Annotated in this window: 18 protein-coding genes; 7 read left to right on the top strand and 11 right to left on the bottom strand. The window is 66.7% G+C overall.

The window, feature by feature from the left end; all coding sequences use genetic code 11:
* Positions 1–36 precede the first annotated feature (36 nt).
* The gene (locus QX128_RS04105) at positions 37–261 is read left to right on the top strand and encodes a hypothetical protein (protein WP_316236749.1); all 225 of its coding nucleotides are present in this window, start codon (positions 37–39) and stop codon (positions 259–261) included.
* 826 nt (positions 262–1,087) lie between these two features.
* On the opposite strand, the gene QX128_RS04100 is transcribed toward QX128_RS04105, so the two are convergent.
* From QX128_RS04100 to QX128_RS04090, 3 genes are all read right to left on the bottom strand, one after another.
* Positions 1,088–2,335 (bottom strand): amidohydrolase family protein, encoded by a 1,248-nt coding sequence (locus tag QX128_RS04100; protein ID WP_316236748.1) that lies wholly within the window; start codon positions 2,333–2,335, stop codon positions 1,088–1,090.
* Positions 2,336–2,454: 119 nt separating this feature from the next.
* Positions 2,455–6,108: a trifunctional transcriptional regulator/proline dehydrogenase/L-glutamate gamma-semialdehyde dehydrogenase gene (gene putA / locus QX128_RS04095; protein WP_410053127.1), complete on the bottom strand. Its 3,654-nt coding sequence runs from the start codon at positions 6,106–6,108 to the stop codon at positions 2,455–2,457.
* Between the two features lie 78 nt (positions 6,109–6,186).
* Positions 6,187–6,993, bottom strand: a complete 807-nt coding sequence (locus QX128_RS04090; protein ID WP_316236747.1) for a lytic murein transglycosylase — start codon at positions 6,991–6,993, stop codon at positions 6,187–6,189.
* Positions 6,994–7,271: 278 nt separating this feature from the next.
* Between QX128_RS04090 and QX128_RS04085 the strand changes: the two genes are divergently transcribed.
* From QX128_RS04085 to QX128_RS04075, 3 genes are all read left to right on the top strand, one after another.
* Positions 7,272–8,216, top strand: a complete 945-nt coding sequence (locus tag QX128_RS04085; protein WP_316217976.1) for an OmpA family protein — start codon at positions 7,272–7,274, stop codon at positions 8,214–8,216.
* An 83-nt stretch (positions 8,217–8,299) separates the two neighbouring features.
* Positions 8,300–8,815, top strand: coding sequence for a hypothetical protein (locus tag QX128_RS04080; RefSeq protein ID WP_315802665.1), 516 nt, complete (start codon positions 8,300–8,302; stop codon positions 8,813–8,815).
* 156 nt (positions 8,816–8,971) lie between these two features.
* Positions 8,972–9,292 (top strand): hypothetical protein, encoded by a 321-nt coding sequence (locus tag QX128_RS04075; RefSeq protein ID WP_315802664.1) that lies wholly within the window; start codon positions 8,972–8,974, stop codon positions 9,290–9,292.
* Positions 9,293–9,390: 98 nt separating this feature from the next.
* On the opposite strand, the gene QX128_RS04070 is transcribed toward QX128_RS04075, so the two are convergent.
* On the bottom strand, positions 9,391–9,765 hold the full coding sequence (locus QX128_RS04070; RefSeq protein ID WP_315802867.1) for a thiol-disulfide oxidoreductase DCC family protein: 375 nt from the start codon (positions 9,763–9,765) through the stop codon (positions 9,391–9,393).
* A gap of 207 nt (positions 9,766–9,972) precedes the next feature.
* Here QX128_RS04070 and QX128_RS04065 point away from each other — a divergent pair, with 207 nt between their 5' ends.
* Positions 9,973–10,209 carry a hypothetical protein gene (locus tag QX128_RS04065; RefSeq protein ID WP_316217907.1) on the top strand — a complete coding sequence of 79 codons (237 nt, stop codon included), beginning with the start codon at positions 9,973–9,975 and terminating at the stop codon, positions 10,207–10,209.
* Positions 10,210–10,481: 272 nt separating this feature from the next.
* Here QX128_RS04065 and QX128_RS04060 read toward each other — a convergent pair whose 3' ends face one another.
* Positions 10,482–12,668, bottom strand: coding sequence for a tetratricopeptide repeat protein (locus tag QX128_RS04060; protein ID WP_316236746.1), 2,187 nt, complete (start codon positions 12,666–12,668; stop codon positions 10,482–10,484).
* A 41-nt stretch (positions 12,669–12,709) separates the two neighbouring features.
* Positions 12,710–12,832 carry a hypothetical protein gene (locus tag QX128_RS04055; protein WP_315802661.1) on the bottom strand — a complete coding sequence of 41 codons (123 nt, stop codon included), beginning with the start codon at positions 12,830–12,832 and terminating at the stop codon, positions 12,710–12,712.
* Positions 12,833–12,972: 140 nt separating this feature from the next.
* On the opposite strand from QX128_RS04055, the gene QX128_RS33180 reads away from it, so the two are divergent.
* Positions 12,973–13,263, top strand: a complete 291-nt coding sequence (locus QX128_RS33180; RefSeq protein WP_409997933.1) for a DUF6881 domain-containing protein — start codon at positions 12,973–12,975, stop codon at positions 13,261–13,263.
* Positions 13,264–13,384: 121 nt separating this feature from the next.
* Here the strand turns inward: QX128_RS33180 and rpoD are convergent, their stop codons facing one another.
* The 4 genes from rpoD to QX128_RS04035 form a co-directional block, all read right to left on the bottom strand.
* Positions 13,385–15,493 (bottom strand): RNA polymerase sigma factor RpoD, encoded by a 2,109-nt coding sequence (gene rpoD / locus QX128_RS04050; protein WP_315802660.1) that lies wholly within the window; start codon positions 15,491–15,493, stop codon positions 13,385–13,387.
* Positions 15,494–15,921: 428 nt separating this feature from the next.
* Positions 15,922–17,928: a DNA primase gene (gene dnaG, locus QX128_RS04045; RefSeq protein WP_315802659.1), complete on the bottom strand. Its 2,007-nt coding sequence runs from the start codon at positions 17,926–17,928 to the stop codon at positions 15,922–15,924.
* A 165-nt stretch (positions 17,929–18,093) separates the two neighbouring features.
* Positions 18,094–18,492 carry a gamma-glutamylcyclotransferase family protein gene (locus QX128_RS04040; RefSeq protein ID WP_316236745.1) on the bottom strand — a complete coding sequence of 133 codons (399 nt, stop codon included), beginning with the start codon at positions 18,490–18,492 and terminating at the stop codon, positions 18,094–18,096.
* 55 nt (positions 18,493–18,547) lie between these two features.
* Positions 18,548–19,360, bottom strand: a complete 813-nt coding sequence (locus QX128_RS04035) for a transglutaminase family protein (protein WP_316236744.1) — start codon at positions 19,358–19,360, stop codon at positions 18,548–18,550.
* Between the two features lie 204 nt (positions 19,361–19,564).
* On the opposite strand from QX128_RS04035, the gene QX128_RS04030 reads away from it, so the two are divergent.
* Entirely contained in the window at positions 19,565–20,368 is an 804-nt protein-coding gene (locus QX128_RS04030; protein WP_316236743.1) for an N-formylglutamate amidohydrolase, read from the top strand.
* Between the two features lie 4 nt (positions 20,369–20,372).
* Here the strand turns inward: QX128_RS04030 and QX128_RS04025 are convergent, their stop codons facing one another.
* On the bottom strand, positions 20,373–21,782 hold the full coding sequence (locus QX128_RS04025; RefSeq protein ID WP_316179726.1) for a PLP-dependent aminotransferase family protein: 1,410 nt from the start codon (positions 21,780–21,782) through the stop codon (positions 20,373–20,375).
* Between the last annotated feature and the right edge of the window lie 18 nt (positions 21,783–21,800).

Below are 21,800 nucleotides of genomic sequence, written 5' to 3'. Positions count from 1 at the left end.
GGCGCGCAAACTTGGGATCGTAGTGGAGGGCACCCCATGCCGTCGGTCGTTTGGCTCTACGTTCTCGTAGTTGTTCTTGCTTTCCTCAACCCGATCGTCACCTTTCGCAACCGCGATGGCAGGCTGAGGAGGCTCGCTTTGTTTCTGGGGATGCTTCAGGCGTTCGGAATAGGCTTCCTCTCCTTCGTTACTTACCAGAATAGTCAAGCGGTTAAGGCGCTGGCGATTATTGGTGCGATGCATGGCGCGGGTGGCCTCTAGCTCTGCCGTTCCGATGGCTAGAGTCCGCTAATCGCCCTTCTCGGACCTTCCGGCCGCCGCCAAAGACGTCGGCCTGCTGGGCTTGAGAGGATATGCTTCTCGAGACTCGTGGGGGCCCGGAGCCAGGCGCGCACCACCGACAAGTCAACCTCTGATGCGATGCGCCCGAAATCTGATTTTACTCACCGCCACAAGCACATCACCCTTGTCCAGTCCTCCCACGGAAAATATTCCACTTTCGTTTTTCAGAAAAACATGATTGACTATGCGCATCCCGTCCCGCCATGAGGGGCGCTTCGCGATCGTCACGAGACGTGGGTGCGGGATGCGGTGGGTGCATTGGATCGCAGCGCGAGCAATCGTGCGGACGAACGAGCCCGATGCGCCGGCGAAATCGTAGGGTCCTGGCCTCCCGGTGCTGAGGCCAAGCGGACGGTGACGATGATCCGTTCGTGACGGGGGCAAGACAGCCGGTCCCCGGGGAGAGGACGTATAAGCCGCCCAACCATCGCGCGGGGAATGCCGGGATGTCTCGGCTGAACCTGTGGTACCTGCCGCCTGCATTTTTTTTCGCAGGCGGGCCATGGGTGCGGCCAGCGCCCGGCATTCCCCGCGCCCTCTTCGTCGATGAGGGCGAAACGACCCGCACAACTCGGACGCACGGAGCGCCGCGAGGCCGAATGACTGCGTTCCAAGAAGCACTCATCGCAGATGCCGGCGCCCGCAGCGTCGAGGCGGCGGAGAGACGATGGACGTCCCGCATGACAGCGCGCACAACGCTGGGACTGTCGACCATTGGCCGGGTGGATTTCGGCGCCGCGTTGCCTCAGGCGTTGAGCCTGTCGATGTGCACCTTGCCGGCCTTCATCACCAGCGGAATGTGATCGCCCTGGCCGAGCAGGCACGAGACGTCGCGCAGCGGATTGCCCTCGACCACGAGCAGGTCGGCGAAGGCGCCGGCCACGATGCGGCCGAGCTTGCCCTGCATTCCCAGCACCTCGGCGCCGATCACGGTCGCGCTGGCAATGACCTCGCGGGCACCGAGGATCTCGGCGCGGATCCGGAATTCATCGCTCTGCAGGCGCTGCGACGGTCCGAGGAGGTCGCTGCCGTAGCCCATCTTGACGCCGGCGTCGCGATAGATGCCGAGCGAGCGCAGGCCGGCATCGCGCACATCCGCGATCTTGGCGACGCTCTCCGGCGGCAGGCCATATTGCGCGCCTTCATTGGCGAGCGCCTCATAGGTGACGAGGGTCGGGATGACATAGACGCCCTTCTCCGCCATCAGGCGCGCGGTCGGAAGGTCGACCAGATTGCCGTGCTCGATGGTGCGCACGCCGCAATGGACGGCGCGGGCGATGGCCTCCGCCGTGTAGGCATGCGCCAGGACGTAGGTCTGCCGCGCGCGGGCCTCGGCGACGATGGCGCGGATCTCGTCCTCCGAATAGCCGAACGCGCCGACCGGATCGGTCGGCGAGGCGACGCCGCCGGATGCCATGATCTTGATCTGGTCGGCGCCCATCTGCAGCTCCTCGCGCACCGCCTTGCGCACCGCATCGACGCCGTCGGCCACGCGGGCCAGCGCGCCGACGCGCACGCAGCACGGACAGGGCGCGTTGTCGGAGAGGAAATCCGTCCGCGCCCGCATGTCGCCATGGCCGCCGGTCTGGCTGAGCGCCCGGCCGGAGACGAACAGCCGCGGGCCCTCGGTGAGGCCGGTGTCGACGGCCTGCTTCAGCGGATAGCCGGCGCCGCCGGCGTCACGCACCGTGGTGAAGCCCCGCCGCAGCATGCCCTTCAGCAGAATCGCCGAGCGCAGGGTCACCAGCACGTTCGGCATCTGCACCTGCTGGGCGAGATTGAGCTCGACCGCGATGGCATGGACGTGCAGGTCGATCAGCCCCGGCATCAGCGTCTTGCCTTGGAGATCGATGGTCTGGTCGGCGCTGGTCTGCAACGGCTTGTCCGAGACCTCCTTGATCAGGTTGCCTTCGACCAGGACGTGCTGCCCCTCGAGAAGGTCGGGCTGCAGCGGGTCGAGCAGAGCGGCATTCTTGAACAGGATGGTCGGCATCAAGGTGTCCTCGATCGGAGCGAAGCGTCCGTTAGCGCGCGGAGCGGCCGGCGATGACCGTGTTCTCCCCTATCCTGTCCTGCGGCCTCGAGCCAGCCCGGGACGGAATACCTGTCTTCTCAGCCGATCGACATCAGGCTGGCATTGCCGCCGGCGGCCGCGGTGTTGGTGGAGAGACTGACCTCGGTGACCAGCCGGTCAAGGTCGTAGCAGCCGTCGCTGGCGCGCGGCGTGACGAGCGGGACGATCGGTCCGGGGCGCGTGGCGAGGTCGCGGCCGAGCGCGATCAATTCATCCGCCTCGCCGTCGGCAAGCACGGCCCCGAGATCGTGGAGAGCCCGCCAGCTGTCGACGATCCGCAGGCGGCCGCGCAACTGGCTGGTGAGCGGTCCCAGCACGGCACAAGCAGGGTTGGCGCGTTCGACGAACGCGTCGTTTCCGGTCATCAGGATGACGCCGATCTGGATCAGCAGCGCCTGCGCGCTTTGCGCCAGTGCAGCGACGGCGCCGCGCGCGGTGATGCGATAGATGTTCTGTTCGCCGACGGGTCCTGGCAACTCGATCTCGAGGCCGGCCAGCACCTGGGGCCCATGCGCCTCGCACGCCAGCGCCGCCTCGGCATGTCCGCTGGCGCGCAACCCGTCGAGGTAAGAGCGCAAGACCGCGTCAGACTGCGACGCCATGAGCCGCTGGCGCGGCGGCATCGCGAACAGCCGGCGCAGATACAGCGGGCCGCCGGCCTTCGGCCCGGTCCCCGACAGGCCGGAGCCGCCGAATGGCTGCACGCCGACCACCGCGCCGATGACGTTGCGGTTGACATAGATGTTGCCGGCGGCGCTGCGGCTCGAGGCACGGGCAATCGTCTCCGTGATCCGCGAATGGATACCGAAGGTCAGGCCATAGCCGGTGAGGTTGATCGCGTCGACGAGGTCAACGAGCTGCTCGCGGCGGTAGCGCAGGACGTGGAGGACGGGGCCGAACACCTCGCGCTCGACATCGAAGATGTTGCCGATTTCGATGATGGTCGGCGCGACGAACGTGCCGTGCGCCGCCTGCGGTGGCAGCGGCAGCCGCTCCACGGCATGGCCGCGCGCCTGCATCGTGGCGACATGCGCATCGAGCGTGTCGCGGGCCTCGCCGCTGATGACCGGGCCGACATCGACCGACAACGACGCGGGATTGCCGAGTTCAAGCTCGCGCAGCGCGCCGCGCAGCATCGACAGGATGCGGTCGGCGACGTCCGCCTGCAGGCAGAGGATGCGCAGCGCCGAACAGCGCTGGCCAGCGGAGTCGAAGGCGGAAGCGATGATATCGCCGACAACCTGCTCGGCGAGCGCCGAGGAATCCACGATCAGCGCGTTCTGGCCGCCGGTCTCGGCGATCAGCGGCACGGGCTGTCCATGGACGGTGAGGCGCTCGGCAAGCTGTTTCTGGATCAGCCGCGCGACGTCGGTCGATCCCGTGAACATCACGGCCTGGACGCGGGCGTCGGCCACCAGCGCCGCGCCGACGCGGCCATCGCCGGGCAGCAATTGCAGGACATCCGCGGGCACGCCCGCCCCGTTGATGATGCGAACCGCTTGGGCGGCGATCAGCGGCGTCTCCTCGGCAGGTTTCGCCAGCACCGGATTGCCGGCCGCGAGTGCGGCCGCGACCTGGCCGGTGAAGATCGCGAGCGGGAAATTCCACGGGCTGATGCACACCACGGGGCCGAGCGAGTCGGGACTATCGCCCTCGGAGAGACGTTCGATCTCGCCCGCATAATAGCGCAGGAAATCGACGGCTTCGCGCACCTCGCCGACGGCGTTCGCAAAGGTCTTGCCGGCCTCGCGGACGATCAAGCCGATGAGGACGAGGCGACGCGCCTCCATCGTCTCGGCCGCGGCGCGCAGGCATGCGGCGCGCGCGTGCGGGCTGGTCGCGGCCCAGGCCGGCGCGGCGTTCGCCGCACGCGACAGCGCCGCCTCGATCTCGGCAGGCGCGGCATCCCTGACCGCGCCGACGACGTCACGGCGATCGGCGGGATTGCGAATGCGGCGCGCGCCTTCGCTGGTCGTCGCTCCGGGCGCCGCAGCCGTCCAATCGAGGCTCGCGCTCGTGACCAGATCTTCGCCGAGACGCGCCAGCGCGCGCTGATCGGAGAGATCGAATCCGGCCGAGTTCACGCGGCCCGGGCCGAACAGCTCGGGCGGGCGCCTGATCTTGTCATGCGGCGCGCCTGGGCGTTCCGACGCGCGAACGATGGCGACGGGGTCCGCGATCAGATCGTCGACGGAGACGGCGGGATCGGCGATGCGATTGACGAAGGAGGTGTTGGCGCCGTTCTCCAGCAGCCGGCGCACCAGATAGGCCAGCAGCGTCTCATGCGAGCCGACGGGGGCGTAGATGCGGCACGGGCGGCCGAGCCGTGCCGGCCCGACGACCTCCTCATAGAGCGGCTCGCCCATGCCGTGCAGACACTGGAATTCGTACTGGCCGCGCTCGTAGCTGGAGCCCGCCATCTCCACGATCGATGCCAACGTCCCCGCATTATGCGTCGCGAACTGCGGGAAAACGGCGTCGGGCGCGCCCAGCAGTTTGCGGGCGCAGGCGAGGTACGACACATCGGTATGGGGCTTGCGCGTGAAGACCGGAAAGTCCTGGAGACCATCGACCTGCGCGCGCTTGATCTCGCTGTCCCAATAGGCGCCCTTGACGAGCCGCACCATCAGCCGCCGCCGCGTGCGCCGCGCGAGGTCGATGAGCCAATCGACCACGAAGGCGCAGCGCCTCTGATAGGCCTGGATGACGAAGCCGATGCCGTTCCAGCCGGCGAGGTCCGGATCGATACAGAGCGCCTCGAGCAGATCGAGCGAGAGGTCGAGACGATCGGCTTCCTCGGCGTCGATGTTGAGGCCGATGTCGTATCCCCGCGCGAGCAGCACCAACTGCTTCAGCCGCGGCAGCAGCTCGTTCAAGACGCGGTCGCGCTTGATGCTGACGTAACGCGGATGCAGCGCCGAGAGCTTGATCGAGATGCCCGGCCCGTCGTAGATGCCGGCACCGGCCGCACGCCGCCCGATCGCGTTGATCGCCGCCTCATAGGCCGCGAAGTAGCGCGCAGCATCGTCCGCCGTCGTCGCCGCCTCGCCCAGCATGTCGTAGGAATAGCGGAAGCCCTGCGCTTCCCACCGCCGGCCGTTCGACAGCGCCGCGTCGATGGTCTGCCCTGCCACAAACTGTTCGCCCAACAGGCGCATGGCGAGCGTCACGGCCTTGCGGATGATCGGCTCGCCGCCGCGGGCGATGAGCCGCGTCAGCGCCGAGGCCAGGCTGTCCTCGCTGGCGGCGGCCGTCAGCGTGCCGGTGACGATGAGGCCCCAGGTCGCGGCGTTCACCAGCAGCGACGGGCTGTGCCCGATATGGGCGCGCCAATCGCCGGTCGCGATCTTGTCGCGGATCAACGCATCGCGCGTCGCGGTGTCCGGAATCCGCAGCAACGCCTCGGCCAGGCACATCAGCGCCACGCCCTCCTGGCTCGACAGCGAATATTCGTGGATCAGTCCCTCGGCGCCGCCGGATTGCGCCTTGCCGCGCAGACGCAGCACGAGATCCCGCGCCAGACCGGCGGCCCGCGCCGACGACGCCTCCGGGAGCGCGGCGAGATCGAGCAGCGGCACGATGCATTCCGGCTCGGCGCGGCGATACGCCGAGGTGATCGCGGCGCGCAGCCCGCTCTGGCGCTGGACCTGGGCAGCGAACGCGGCGAACGGTCGTGGCGACAACTGCGACATGACCCGTCTCCTCTGAAGCCTCCCCGCCGCGCGCCGCGCCTGCGCGGCCTGAGCGCACGCCGCGCGCGACGAAACGCGCTACCGCCCGATCAGCTGATCTGCGTAGTAGCCGATCGTCTTGCGGTAGATCACCGCCCTGTTCCACTCGCGCATGGCTTCGAAATTCGCCGAGCCCTCGTCGTAGGGCGCGCCCATCTTGAAGCCGTTGCTGTGCAGCAGGTTGGCGGTCGAGGCCAGCACGTCGGCGGTCGAGTGGCGCAGGTCGACGCGGCCGTCGCCGTCGAAGTCGACGCCGTATTTGATGTAGGACGACGGCAGGAACTGGGTCTGGCCGATCTCGCCGGCAAAGGCGCCGACGAGGTCGCGCAGAGTGAGATCGCCGCGCTGGACGATCTTCAGCGCCGCCAGCAGCTCGCCCTGGAACAGTTCGGTGCGGCGGCAATCATGCGCGAGCGTCGCCAAAGTGCGGATCACCGGCAGCTTGCCCATGTCGCCCTTGCCGAAATCGGTCTCCAGCCCCCAGATCGCGACCAGGATCTGTCGGGGCACGCCATATTGCTGCTCGATGCGCGACAGCAGTGCCGCGTGTCGCTGCAGCATGGCGCGGCCGCCATTGATCCGGCCCGCCCCGACGCGGGTCGAGACGTACTGCTCGAAGCTCTTGTTGAAGGTGTAGCGCTGGCGGCGATCGAAGGCGAGCACGGCCGGATCGAGCGTCACGCCCGACAAGGCCTGGCTGATGGTGCCGCCCGAGACGCCGGCGCTCTGCGCCTCCGCCGAGAAGCTTGCGATGAAGCCATTGAAGTCGCCGCCGCAGCGCGCGGCCAGGGCAGGAGAGGCAAATGAGAGGATCGCAACAACTACGAGGGATCGGACAACGAGCATGAGAAGAAAGGTCCCTGCATGAGAGCGTGATGAGGACAGGCGGCGCCAAGCGCGGTCACCATGCCCGATTTGGCGGCGGCAGGCCAGCCGGCAGGAATCGCCCCCGATCTGCATTGCGTCTTCGGCTGCTTTGAACGCAACGCGGCCTCCCCGCCACATATGCAAGGCGCGTCTTCGTCGCGGTCGCATTCCTTGCGCGCGCTGATCGAGCGCCCTCTGCACGCCACACGCGTTAGCCCGCTTTGCCTGCCCTTTGCCTGGAGAGGTTCCCCATGAGAATGACGTTCCGACTCGGCGCACTGACGCAGCTCGCGCTGTTCGCGGCTCTGCTCTGTCACACGCTGGCGCCTGCAGCCGCCCAGCCCGGCGACATCGCGGGAGCCAAGGATTATCCAGGCATCGGCCGTTTCGCCGGCAGCGTGATCACCGGCTATGTCGCCAAGGATTTCGATGCGGCGCGCATGCAGGCGGCGCCGTTCAAGGATGGCAAGGCGACCGACGAGCGGCGCCCGGAAGGCCGCATCGTCAGAATCGCCTATCGCACCGCGCCCGGTCCCTCGATCCTTGAAGTGTCGCGCAATTTCGAGAACCAGCTCGCCAAGGCCGGCTTCGAGCCGCTCCTCGCCTGCGACACCGATGCCTGCGGCGCCATCCCGTTCACCGAAGCGATCGACGCGCTGCCGGTGCCGCAGATGTGGGTCGACGGCTTCGATTATCGCTATGTCGCCGGCCACAAGGCGGCAGGCGGACGCGAGACCTATGCCAGCGTGCTGGTCAGCCAGAACAACCAGCAGATCTACGCCCAGCTCACCATCGCCGAGCTCGGCGCGATGGAGAACAAGATGGTGAGCGCCGCCGAGATGGCGAAGGGCCTCGGCGACAAGGGCCACATCGCGCTCTACGGCATCTATTTCGATACCGACAAGGCGACGATGAAGCCGGAGAGCCGGCCGACGCTGGAGCAGATCGCGCAGTTGCTCGCCGGCCAGCCGCAGCTCAGCGTCTTCATCGTCGGCCACACCGACAATCAGGGCAGCTACGACTACAATCTCGATCTGTCGCGGCGGCGCGCCGAGGCGGTCGCCGCCGAGCTGGCGCGGAGCTATCGCATCGCGCCGGCGCGGCTGCGCACCGCGGGCGTCGGCCTGCTCGCTCCGGTTGGCAGCAACGCGACCGATGCAGGCCGCGCGCTCAACCGGCGCGTCGAGCTGGTGGCGCCCTGAGACGGCGCGCGACCCGCTTGATCCTCGTCAAGACAGTGCCATCGTGGCTCCCTAAGCTCCGCGGCCAAACTGGAGACGACGCCATGATCGGGATTACGTTGACCGCCGACCAGATTCGCTCGGCGCCACCGGAAGTGCGGCGCTGGATCGAGCACCAGGTGCTGTCGGGGCTCGGGCTCGGGCCGGAGGCCCCCTCGGCACCGCCCGCCCTGCCGGAGCCGGGCGCGCACCTCGTGGCCTGCTCGGCCGACGATGCGGCCAAGATCCTGGCGCAGATCCAGGGCGTGCTGCCGGCCGTGAACGTGTTCTTCGAGTTCGGCCGCCCGGGCATCGCACTCGGCCAGCCGCCGGTGATGATGTTCCGCCTGATCGACATCCTGCATCATACGCGGCTGCAGAACATCGGCCAGGTGATGGCCTCGCTGGACATGATCAACAAGGCGCTGATCGAGACGAGGCACGATCCGTCCGTGCGGTTCTGCGGCTTCGATCCCGAGGGCCATTGCCTGATCGCGCCGGAGACCCAGCGCGCGATCGCCAGCGTCTGGCAGAGCGTGATCGCCAAGCAGCATGGCATCGCCGAGGGCGAGGCGGCGTGAGGTCATCGGCGCGCGGCCTGCCCGGCGCGCCATCGTCCCGAAGCGGCGCGCCGCGATGGCGCGTCAGCCATGTCCCTGCCGGACGGCTTCGGCCTTGAGCCCATTGCGGCCGGTGCTACCATGTCGAGGTCGTTCACGATCCGCGGGAGATCGCCGATGCCGCCAGGCCAGCGACGACGCAGACTGCTTCAGATCCCCCTGTTCCGCCTGCTCGCGATCAACCTCGCGCTCGGCCTCGGCATGGCCGTGGTGCTGGTCGGCGGCCTGCTGGCGCTCGACCCTTTCGGCCTGCGCCACCTGATCTTCTCCGATCGCTCGCCCGGCGTCGCCATCGGCCTGCTGCTCGGCTCGTTCTTCGTCACCTTCGGCTCGACCGCGATGGGCACCGCCATCATGGCCCTCGGCCGCGGCGATGATGACGACGAGCCGCGCGGCGGCACACGGGTGCATGCGCGGGTGAAGGCGCGGAGGCGATAAGCTTGAAATCTCTGCCGCAATGGAGGTGCGCTCCCCTCCCCGCAAGGGGGAGGGGAGCGCACCGCCGTTGTGGCGACATGGCAAGCGTCCGTCCGCCCTCACCAGTGCCCCTTCCGCCTGTTCCAGGCGAACAGCACATCGGCGAACCGGTCGTAGCCGAACCGCGTCAGTGGCCGCACCAGACGGTTGCCGAACAGCTTGGCGAGCCAGCCCTCGCCGGGCGTCAGCGCCCACAGCAAGAGCGCGACGTCGGCGCCGGTGATCAACTGCCCCTCCTCGTCGGTCGCGTGCAGGCGGCGGCGGACGGCGTCGACATCGGCGCCGAATGCGGCGAGCGCCTCCGGCTCTTCATTGATGTCCCTGAACGCGACCCGCCCCGACCTGACCAGCGCCAGCAGCTTGTTGCGCTGCCAGTCGATGCCGGCGTCGCAGACCGGGCAGCGCGTGTTGTACCAGACGGTGAGTTGGGGCATCGACATGTCGGGAATTCGCCGCGGGTTCGGGGCCGCGATGAACGCATTGTCATCCGGCAAATTCGAGGAGTTTTCGAGAGGCCGCGGCCGTGCCTGGCCACTCCTCCGATTCCACGAAAATCATATGACGGAAACGTCAAATTCGGACAGCGGATAAGCATTTTCCTGCATTGACCGGACCGGCCCCGCCGCCGTAGACCGCCGATCATGGCAAAGAAACCCGGCACCAATCCCAAAGGCGAATTCGCCTTCTTCAACGTCACCTATGAGGACGGCTCGCAGCGCTCCAACCGGCGGGTGCCGGCCGAGCTGCTCGGCGGCCTCGACGGCGACGAGCCGGCCCGCGGCTTCATCATGGAGCAGGACCGCGACATCGCCGAAAAGTCCGGCCGCCCGCCGCTGGCGATCAAGTCGCTGGAGCGGGTCGGCGCGAAGAAGAAGTAGCTCAGCCGCGCTGCCACAAGGCGTCGAAGCCCTGGCGGCCGGCGACGCGCATCTTGCGGGATGTTCGAGGCGCGTCGAGCGAACTCGTCATCGTTTCGACGGCGCCGCCATCGCGGGGCCTACGACGGTAACATCGCCCCGCGAGACGTCGCCGAGCCGTACGCTTCTGCCGCTGAAATATGTCACGGCCCCCGGCACCTCGACGCCACCTTCCAAACCTTCCTGCAGCCTCCCCCATCGCCGCACGATGCAGCGCCCTCGATGACTGTTCCTTATGAGCTCTGCCGCCCGCCGCAATAGGTCTGCCACATCGTGCGATAGGCCGCTTCGACGGCCCTGGTGTAGATGGCCGGACCACAACGTGCGGCGATGAGGTCGGGAAGCTGGTGACGTATCATCCTGAGCCGGTCCGGCGTCGACCGCAACGCGATGTCCACATACTGATCATCGGTCGTCGCGACCCAGTCGGCCATGCCGATCGCCGTCAGGATCGCGCCGCCGGCCCGGCTGCACATCCCGTTGCCGAGCTTCGACACGACCGGCACGCCCATGTGCAGGGCTTCCCAGGCGGAGACGCCGCCGCCATTGGGAAATGGATCGAGCCAGATGTCGATGAGCCGGTGGGCGGCGAGATGCTCGTCGCGGGAGGTCGGTCCGATCAGGCCGATGCGATCCGGCGCGATGCCGCGCGCGGCGAAGTCGGCCAGCAGCCGGGCCTGGATCGCAGCATCGCCGAGCAGATAATCCTTGACCAGCAACCGGGCACTGACGTCGGCGCGCAGGATGCGGGCCCAGACGTCGAGGACGGCGCTCGATAATCGGTTCGCCCTGGTAAACGCGCCATAGGTCACATGGCCGTTGGACGTCACGGGCGCCTCGAGGCTGCGCAGCCCCGCCGGCGGCGGCTCGATGATGATCAGGCACGGCAGATCATAGACCTGCTCCGTGAACAGGTGACGCACCTCGAGCGGCGCCATGACGGGATCGCCGAACAGGTAGTCCATCGTCGCCAGACCGGTGCCGGTCGCGTGGCCCCAGGCGGTGACCTGGATGGGGGCCGGCTTGCGCGCGAAGGTGGCCAGCCGATTGCCGCGGGAGTGTCCGGACAGGTCGACGAGAATGTCGACCCGGTCGGACCGGATGCAATCCGTGAGCTGATCGTCGGACCATTGCATCACGTCGTGCCATCGATCAGCAGCCGCCCGGAACGTCTCGGTGATCTCGTCCTGGACCGGTGAGTTCGAATAGCAGATCACCCCGACCTGCGATTTGTCGTGGTTCTGCAGCACGGGCCGGATCGTGCGGGCGGCGGAATGCTCCTTGAAGTCGCCCGACACATATCCCACGACGATCCGTCGGTGAGGGTCAAGATCATTGGTATGATCAGGCGGATGCCTCTCTGCGATCCTGGATCCGATCCGGCGCCACCACTCCGATCGGACGGCCTGGTGCTCCGCATAGCCGACATCGCAGAAATCCAACGAGAAGATGCGGTTCGCCAGTGCGACTTCGTCGGCCGGGTCGATCGCGAGCGCCCGATCGAAAAGTGCGACAGCCGCCTCTGCATCGCCCATCAGCGCATGACATTGACCGATCTGGCTCAGCGCTTTCGCGGAGTTCGGCTCGATCGTAACGGCGCGCTGGCAGGCCTCCAGCGCCTCGCTCACCCGCTTGTTGAGCATCAGGACGTTGGCGCGGCCGAGCCAGCCCAGGGTGAATTGCGGATCGAGCGCGATCACCCGGTCGAAATCAGCGAGCGCGTCGTCGTTACGCTTGAGCTGGAGGAACGTCTCGCCGCGATTGATCCGCGCCGTGGTGTCGTCGGGCGCAAGGGCCAGCGCCCGGTTGAATTCGGCGATCGCCTCATCGGATCGACGCAGATCCTTGAACGCGCAGCCTCGATTGATGATGGCGGCCAGATGCGTGGGTTTCGCCGCGAGAAGCTGGTCGTAGCATGCGATCGCATCGGCGAACCGGCCGAGATAGTGCAGCGCTTCGCCCTTGTTCATCAACACGTCGAGGTGCTGCGGATTGATCCGGAGGGCGTTGTCGAAACTGACGACCGCCTCCGCGAAGCGCTGGAGGCGCGACAACAGCTTGCCGCGTTCCAGCTGCGCCTCGAAGAAATCCGGTTTCAAGGCCAGGAGATCGTCGAAGCAGGTCAGCGCTTCGTCGTCGCGCTGGAGCGCGGACAGGACGACGGCCCGCGCATATCTCGCCGCAACGTTTTGCGGGTCTGCCAGCACCGCCCGCTTCAGAAGGCGCTCCGCCGCCTCTGAATTGTTGCTCTGGTGCTCGGACAGTCCAAACATATAGAGCGCGCCGAAATGGTTCGGCCGCTTCTTGAGGATTTTCTTGTAGCCGGCCTGAGCCTTGGCCAGATCGCCGGAGCGGTGAAACGCACTCGCCCGGGCGAACAGGTCGGCGATCTCATCGCCTTTCCGCAAGGCTGGCTGCATGCTGAAAACGTCCAGGGATCAGCCGCCATCGCCAAGTTCTGTCACGACGGGGCAGAGTGCCGGAATGCAGGCGTCATTCGGTCGCCCGCCGAACCTTCGATGACAAGCGTAAACAATTCATTAACCATGTTTTCTGCGGGAATTTGCTGGGTGAATGCCGTCATTGGTCCTTCCGCAGCGCGTCACGTCCATCGCCGTCAGAGTACCAACTTAATGCGTACGGTGGGCGAAGCGCCGCCGAAGGCGGCGCGTGCCCACAATTGGCCGCCTGCCGCGGTAGGCACGGCGCACGACACCGTCGCCAATCTCGACACCGTGCACGTGCCTTTGCCCACCCTACGCATCACTGTCGCCGCCAGGGTTTGCAAAACGCTGGAGCGAACTCGACGGCGAGCGCTTCGAGACGCGAAAGCTGGAGATCTTTCGGGACGGCAGCATCGGCTTCGCAACCGCGACCGAGGCGACAGATCGGACGCGGCTCGGGAAGATAGCTGTTCCTCCCATCGACGAGATCGGGCAGGATCCTCAATTCGTGGCGGAAGAGATTTCGAAGGAAGAGTTCGAGCGCCGTTGGAGCGCCAGGCGTGCGCGTTAGGTCACGTCGACAAATTGCCTGGCTTACATGGATCACAAACTAAAACGGCGAACCTCTCGGTCCGCCGTTGTCCCTTGATGGATTGCCGGGTCAAGCCCGGCAATGACGACTGATGCAGTGATTAGTTGTCCAGGAACGACCGCAGCTTCCTTGACCTCGACGGATGCTTCAACTTGCGCAGCGCCTTGGCCTCGATCTGGCGGATACGCTCTCTCGTCACCGAGAACTGCTGGCCGACCTCTTCCAGCGTATGGTCGGTGTTCATGCCGATGCCGAAGCGCATGCGCAGCACGCGCTCTTCGCGGGGGGTGAGCGAGGCGAGCACGCGGGTGGTGGTTTCGCGCAGGTTCGACTGGATGGCGGCGTCGATCGGCAGGATGGCGTTCTTGTCCTCGATGAAGTCGCCGAGGTGGCTATCCTCCTCGTCGCCGACGGGGGTTTCAAGCGAGAGCGGCTCCTTGGCGATCTTGAGGACCTTGCGCACCTTCTCCAGGGGCATGCCGAGCTTCTCGGCGAGCTCCTCCGGGGTCGGCTCGCGGCCGATCTCGTTCAGCATCTGGCGCGAGGTGCGGACGATCTTGTTGATCGTCTCGATCATGTGCACGGGGATGCGGATGGTGCGGGCCTGGTCGGCGATCGAGCGGGTGATCGCCTGCCGGATCCACCAGGTGGCGTAGGTCGAGAACTTGTAGCCGCGGCGGTACTCGAACTTGTCGACCGCCTTCATCAGGCCGATGTTGCCTTCCTGGATCAGGTCGAGGAACTGCAGGCCGCGGTTGGTGTACTTCTTGGCGATCGAGATCACGAGACGGAGGTTGGCTTCCACCATCTCCTTCTTGGCCTGACGGGCCTCGCGCTCGCCCTTCTGCACCGAATGCACGATCTTGCGGAATTCGCCGATCTCGAGACCGGTGAGCGCGGCCATGGCCTGCACCTCCTGGCGCAGGTCCTTGATGCGGTCCTTCTCGTAATGGACGAAGTTCTTCCAGCCTTTGGCGGAGAGCTTGGAGACGCGGTTGAGCCAGCGCGGATCGAGCTCGGAGCCCTGGTAGTTGCGCAGGAAGTCTTCGCGCGCGACGCCGTGGGAGTCGGCCAAGCGCATCAGCCGGCTCTCGAACGAGACCAGCTTCTTGTTGATGTCGTAGAGCTGCTCGACGAGGCTGTCGATACGGGCCTGGTTGAGGCGCAGCGACTTCACCTCGACGATGATCTCGTCCTTGAGCTTCTTGTACTTGCGCTCCTGCGACGGCGACAGCGACTCGCTCTGGAGCTGGTTGGCGATGTCCTGCTCCTGCAGGCGTCGCAGCTTCTTGTACTCGGACGCGATCTTGTCGAAGGTCTCGACCACCTTCGGCTTCAGCTCGGCCTCGATGGCGGCGAGCGACATCTGGTTCTCGAACTCGTCGTCGTCCATGTCGGCTTCGGCCGCCGCCTCGCCGGGATCCTTCTCCTCGGCGGGCGCGCCGTTCGGCGCGGCACGGAACGGGGTCGGCTGCTGCGGCGCGGCCGGCGGCGCGACCGCGGCCTGGACGTCGCCGCCCTCGGCCGGAGCGCCCTCGCCATTCACGGGCGCGGCGATCTGCGGATTCATGCCGCCCTTGGCTTCCGGGCCGGCATAAGTGGCTTCGAGATCGATGATGTCGCGAAGGAAGATCTTGCCTTCGTTGAGCTCGTCGCGCCAGATGATGATGGCCTGGAAGGTCAGCGGGCTTTCGCAGAGCCCTGCGATCATCGCCTCGCGGCCGGCCTCGATGCGCTTGGCGATCGCGATTTCGCCCTCGCGCGACAAGAGCTCGACGGTGCCCATCTCGCGCAGATACATGCGCACGGGATCATCGGTGCGCTCGCCGGGCTCCGACTTCTTGACCTCGGTGACGGCCTTCTGGGTGATCTCGACGAGCTCGTTGTCGGTCTCGTCCTCGCCGTCGTCCTTCTCGTCGGACTCGTCGGCCTCCTCGGCCTCGGTCACGTTGATGCCCATGTCTGATAGCATCGACATGATGTCTTCGATCTGTTCCGGCGAGGTGGTGTCGGAAGGCAGGACCTCGTTGAGCTGATCAAAGGTCACGAAGCCGCGCTTCTTGGCCTGCTTGATCATCTTCTTGACGGCGGCGTCCGACAGGTCGAGCAACGGCGAAGGCGCATCGGCGGCGTCCTTCTCAGGAGCGTCCGCGGCCTTGTCGTCCTTTTCCTTGTCCTTCACCTGCAGCGTCTTTGCCTTCGTGGCCATTCATTGCTCCCGAAACGCGCCCGCTCCGCCCGTGGCATCTTCGCCCTTGGCATCGCGGCGCCCGCCTGCTCTACTCAAACTGTTCTCGACGCGGAAAGGGCGGCGCACATTCAACGTCGCCACCCCCTGAAGTCCGTCGCTCGTGTCGTCCTACGCTGGTGTCGTCCCGTTTTCGGACCGGCGCGCGTTTCTTGCAAAAGCGATACCGGTTTTGCAATCGAATCCGGCGCCCGACATGCAGGCGCGGTGTCCGACAGCGAAACCAACCCATCTGCTGCAGAAAATGCCCCGGACCTCTTAAACTTCGATTAACCCTGTTTTTGCAGCCAAACCATGGATTTGGCGAGTCTTTTCGCGCGGACCCGAGACCGCGCAAGCGGACCGGGTCGAAATGTGCTCAGTTCGCGACAGGGCGCCGGGCATCCGGTCTACACGTTGCGGTTGGTACGACCGGACAGTTCCCCGAAGCCTTCGATCAGCGCTTCGGTGCCGTCCATCTCGGCCATCCTGGCCTTCACGTCCCTCAACCAGCCCATGTTCGGCTCGCTCGGCTCCTCGCCCAAGGCAAGCTCGGCATCCTTCAATTCCCTAAGTAAGGAGTGCCATTGCCGATGCAAGGCAACGAGCTGGTGCCAGGTCGCAAGAACGTCATCGCGCGCCGCGCCGGGCTTCGCCGCCCACACCGCAGCGGTCGTGATCGCTCGCTCAACCCGTTGAAGAAGCTCGGAAAAGCCTGACTTCTCCAGGTCGGCCCGCATCTTCTCGGCCTGCTCGTCCGGGTCCGGCGAATGGTGGTGGTCGTGGGCGAAGGCCGCGATGATGGCGGCGCGGAGCTTGTGCGCCTCGGGATGGGCCAGTTCGAGGGCTGCGACCTCCTCGAGGTGGTCGTGCAGGATCCAGGGGTGGTTGATCAGGCACTGCAGGATCAGCGCCTCCCGGCGCGAGATCGCCGAGCGCTGGCCGCGCATGATCGGGCTCATGGCGAGCTGGGGGCTCGCCGCCTGGTAGGGTCCGCGGGCCATCGCGGATCCTGTGGATGGCGCGCCGCCGCGGCGGCCGCCCCCTGTGGATAACCGCCCCGGCTGTCCGGAACCGGGACTGCGGGGGCCAAACCGCCGTCCTGATTCGGCACCGTAGCCGCGGCCAAAGCCCCGGCCACCGTCCGGCGCGAACGCCCGGTACAGCCGGTCGCTGAGATCCTGCTTGTAGTAGCGCCGTACCACCTCGTCGGCGATGCCGCCGGTGAGCTGACCGATCCGCGCCTCCAGCGCGGCGCGGCGCTCCGGGGTGTTGAAGCTGCCGCCCTCGATCTCGCGCGACCAGATCACCTCGGCGAGAGGTTTTGCGACCTTGAGCACCTCCTCGACCGCGCCGCGGCCGCCGGAGCGGACGAGATCGTCGGGATCCTGTCCCTCCGGCAGCAGCGCGAAGCGGAGACTCTTGCCGGGCTTGAGATGCGGCAAAGCAAGGTCCGCGGCACGATAGGCTGCCTTCTGGCCGGCGCGGTCGCCGTCGAAGCAGAGGATCGGTTCGTCCACCATCTTCCAGATCAACGAAAGCTGGCTCTCGGTCAGTGCGGTGCCGAGCGGCGCCACGGCGCCGGCAAAGCCGGCCGCCACCAGCGCGATGACGTCGACATAGCCCTCGACCACGATCATCGGCGCGCCGTTATGCGCGGCCTGACGAGCGCTCGGCAGGTTGTAGAGGTTGTCGCCCTTGTGGAAGAGCGGCGTCTCCGGCGAGTTCAGGTATTTCGCCGGCACGTCCTTCTGCAGCGCGCGGCCGCCGAAGGCGATGACGCGTCCACGGAGATCGGTGATCGGAAACATCACGCGGTCGCGGAAGCGGTCGTACGGCACGGGAATGTCGTCGCCGCCGACCAGCAATCCCGCCTCGACCATGTCGGCCACCGGCACGCCCTGGGCGCCAAGATATTCCTTCAAGCCGAACCGATCCGGCGGCGCGTAGCCAAGCCGGAATTGGAGCTGCGTCTGCGGCAGGATCGCGCGATCGGCAAGATAGCCACGGGCGCGCGCGCCATGACGGGACGCCAGCGTGTCAGAAAAGAACTTCGCCGCCAGCTCCATCACGTCATACAGCGTCTTGCGCTGCCGCTCCTGGCGCGCCGCGTCGGGCGTCACCGCGGGCAAGGCCAGGCCGGCGATCCCCGCCAGCCGCTCGACCGCCTCAGGGAACGAGCAGCCCTCAGTCTCCATCACGAAGTCGAAGATGTTGCCATGCTTGCCGGAGGAGAAGTCGTGATAGAAACCCTTCTGGTCGTTGACGTAGAAGGACGGCGTCTTCTCCTGCTGGAACGGCGACAGCCCCTTCCACTCCCGCCCCGCCTTCTTGAGCTTCACGCGCTTGCCGACGACGTCCGAGACCGGAAGCCGGGCGCGCAGCTCATCGAGAAATTCCGGCGTGAAGCGGGCCATGAGCGGGGCGGTGGTCCTGTGGTGATGGCCTAGGCATATAGGCACCCGTGTACGAAATGTGAACTTCCTCCGGCTTGTCCGGGCTATTCACAGGCCAGCTCTATCCTCCGGTCATTCCGGGGCGCCCGCAGGGCGAGCCCGGAATGACGGCGTGGAGAGACCGGGTCACGACGCCAAGAAGCGCCCCGAAGGGATGCGGCCGGCCTCGTCCACCGGCCAGTTGTAGACATAGGTCCAGGCTTGGCTGACGCTGCCGTCGGCCAGCGTCACGGCGAGGCACCGGCGCAGATATTCGGTCGGCGCGGCAAAGCCTTCGCCGCAGGCCTCATACATGTCGAACTCGCGCAGCATCGGCTCGGGCTGGCGCAGCCGGAACAGCTCGCCGTGCACGATATCGGCGGCATTGTCCGACAGCACGAGGCCTGGATAATGCTGGATGCGGTAGAGCCGGCCGCAGCAGCAGGCCTCGGCGACGAAATCGGCGTTGGCCGACAGCAGCCGCGCCATCGGGTGGTCGAAGCCGCGCATCAGGGTGCCGTAGACGAAGAGCAGATCGCAGGTCATGGCCCGTCTATAGCGGTGATCGCCGGTGCTGCGAAGCGGCCGCGCCCTGCTCCGCTCAGGCGGCCATGATCTCGTCGCTGACGACATGAAATTTGGTCAGGGTCATCAGGCCGAACGAGGTCGACAGCGCGACGTCGGCGGCGTCCCGTCCGGTCGCCATCAGGATGCGGCCGATGCGGGGCACGTTGTGGCGGGCATCGAACGTGTACCACCGGCCCAAGAGATAGACCTCGAACCAGCCCGAGAAATCCATCGGGACCGGGTCCGGCGGCACGCCGATGTCGCCGAGATAGCCGGTGCAATAGCGCGCCGGAATGCCCATGCAGCGGCAGAAGGTCAAAGCGAGGTGGGCGAAGTCGCGGCAGACGCCGGCACGCTGCTGATAGACGTCGTGCGCCGACTTCATGGCGTGGGCGTGCTCATAGCCGAACGTGACGTGGTTATGCACGAAGTCGCAGATCGCCTGCACGCGCGCCCATCCCGCCGGCGCGCTGCCGAACAACGACCACGCGACCTCGGCCAGCTTGTCGGTCTCGCAATAGCGGCTCGGCATCAGATACAGCAGAAGCTCATCGGGCAGCTGCTCGATCGACAGTTGCTGGGCGCCGGGATCGATCGCGTCCGGCCGCCCGCTGTCGCGGACGATGGCGCTGCCGTGGAAGGTGACCCCGCCGGCCGGCGCCACCAGCCGCCCACAGAGATTGCCGAAGCTGTCGTTGTAGAATTTGATCGGCACCTTCGGCTCGGTCGTGATCGTCTCGGTGCCGACGATGTCGGGAAAGCGCGACGGATGGATCGACAGCATGATCACCATCGGCGTTGCCGCCGGAGCCGCATAGGCGATCTCAAATCCAACCTTGATCAGCATGAAGGCTCCTTCGCCCCGTTCGGGCGGCACGATGCGCCAGCCTCATCCAGCCCGGACCGTAGGCCCATTGCGAACTTCTGTCTTGTGAATGATCGCCAGAATCAGCATCGTTTGGGCGACCATCATGATGTCCGCCGGCCCAATCCTCATCTGTCTGCCCAATCCGAGATCGGTCTGCCGCTTCATGAAGCAACGAGAGGCAGCATGACCGTGTCCGGCACGAGCAACACTCATCGACTCCTTCAGCCAGACGAAGTTCCACCCGTGCTCGAGCGCAACGCCGATGGGGCGTCGGCCTTGTTCTTCACGTGCGATCACTATGGCCGCCTGCTGCCGCGCGCACTCGGCGATCTCGGCCTGCACGAAAGCGAACTGGAGCGGCACATCGCCTGGGACATCGGCATCGCCGGTGTCGCGGAGGCCGTATCGCGCGCGCTCGATGCGCATCTGATCGCGCAGCGCTATTCGCGGCTGGTGATCGACTGCAACCGCTCGCCGAAGGCGCCGAACGCGATTCCGATGATCAGCGAGCGCACCACGATCCCCGGCAATGAGGGCCTGACGCACGAGGATGCCGAGCTCCGGCGCCGCGCGATCTTCGATCCCTATCACGACCGCATCACCGAAGTGCTCGATGCGCGCAAGGCCGCGGGGCGGCCGACCATCCTCGTCTCGCTGCACAGCTTCACGCCGGTCTATGCGGGCATCGCGCGACCCTGGCACATTGGCACGCTGTATCAGCACGACCGTGTGCTGCCGCCGCTGCTGTTGAGGTCGCTGCGGGCCGAGCCCGATCTCGTGGTGGGCGACAATCAGCCCTATGCGGTCGGCGACGGCACCGACTACACCATCCCCGTGCATGGCGAGGCGCGCGGGCTGATCAATTCCGGCATCGAGATTCGTCAGAACGAAATCGCCGAGCCCGAGGGCCAGCAGCGCTGGGCCGAGCGGCTGATCCGCATTCTCGGCGAGATCGAGGCCGAGCTGCGCAGCAAAGGCCTCGCGTAACCTGCTACTCCGTCATGTCGGAGGCGTCGTGATGCGACAGCAATCCGGCAAGCCGCCACAGAGCTGTGCGCAGATCCTCGTGGCTTGGCAGGCCGAGCGCGAGCCTTACCGCGTTCGGTGAATGACCGTGCGCCACTGCAAAGGCGCTCGCCGGGGTGATCGCGATGCCGGCACGGGCTGCTGCGGCCGTCAAGGCTTCCGCGCGCCAGCCCTCCGGCAGATGCAGCCAGACATGGTAGGAGCGCGGATCGGCCTCGATGTGATGGCCGGCGAGGCACTCGGCGACGATCGCCTGGCGCACCAGCGCATCGGCGCGCTTGCGCCTGGTGATCTCGGCCGCCGTGCCATCGGCGAGCAGCCCCATGCCGGCGGCCAGCGCCAGCGACGTCACCGACCAAGCCCCGGTGCGCACCGTGGCGGCGAATTTTTCGCGCATGGTCGAGGGGACGTACAGGAAGCCAACGGCGATGCCCGGCGCCAGCCGCTTGGCAAGGCTGTCGACCACGACGACGCGCTCCTCGGCCTGCGTCGCCAGTGAGACCTGATCGCTGAGGAAGCCGTAGACCAGATCCTCGATGATCATCAGCTCGTGCTTGCGCACCAGACGCACGATCTCCTCGCGCCTCGCCTCGCTCATCGTCAGGCCGAGCGGATTCTGCATCACCGGCTGGATGTAGATCGCGTTGAGCGCGCTGCTGCGATGCGCCTTGGTCAGCGCCTCCGGACGGATGCCCTCGCCGTCCATCGCGAGCGGCACCAGCGTGACGCCGAGCCGCGCCGCGATGCCCTTGATCATCGGATAGGTCACGGCCTCGACGCCGAGCCGGCCGCCGACCGGCACCAGCGCCGAGATCGCCGCAGCCAGCGACTGCCGCCCGCTGCCGGCGAAGACGAAATTCTCCGCACGCGGGCGCCAGCGCTCGCTGGCGAAGAAGGCCGCGGCGGTGCGCCCGGCCTCGGCCAGCCGACGCTGCGTGATCGGCGCCAGCACCGGCGCCAGCTTCTCCGGCCGCTGCCACGCGGCCAGCGACTTCGCGATCAGGGCCGCCTGATCCGGCAGGGTCGGAAAATTGAATTCGAGATCGATGCGGCCGTCGAACGGCTCCAGCCGCAGCGAGGGTGGCACCGGCACCGCCTCACCCGCGACGAAGGTGCCGCGCCCGACCTCGCCCACGACCAGGCCCCTGCGCAATAATTCGGCATAGACGCGGGCTGCCGTGGATGCGGCAATTCCCCGCTCATAGGCGAACTGGCGCTGCGGCGGCAGCCGGTCACCGGCCTTCAGCCTGCCGTTGGCGATGTCCTCGGCGATGTCGTCGACCAGGGCCGTATACGAAGCATTCATGCTATATTGTACCGAGAGCAATGTTTCGATTGCACCGAGATATGTATGGCGCGATTGCTCTTCGAACAAAGCAATTGAAGAGCAATA

The sequence above is a fragment of the Bradyrhizobium sp. SZCCHNR1015 genome, from assembly GCF_032489875.1.
Lineage (GTDB): Bacteria > Pseudomonadota > Alphaproteobacteria > Rhizobiales > Xanthobacteraceae > Bradyrhizobium.
The sequence above is the reverse complement of the archived record's forward strand: the minus strand, read 5'-3'. Positions and strand labels throughout refer to the sequence as shown.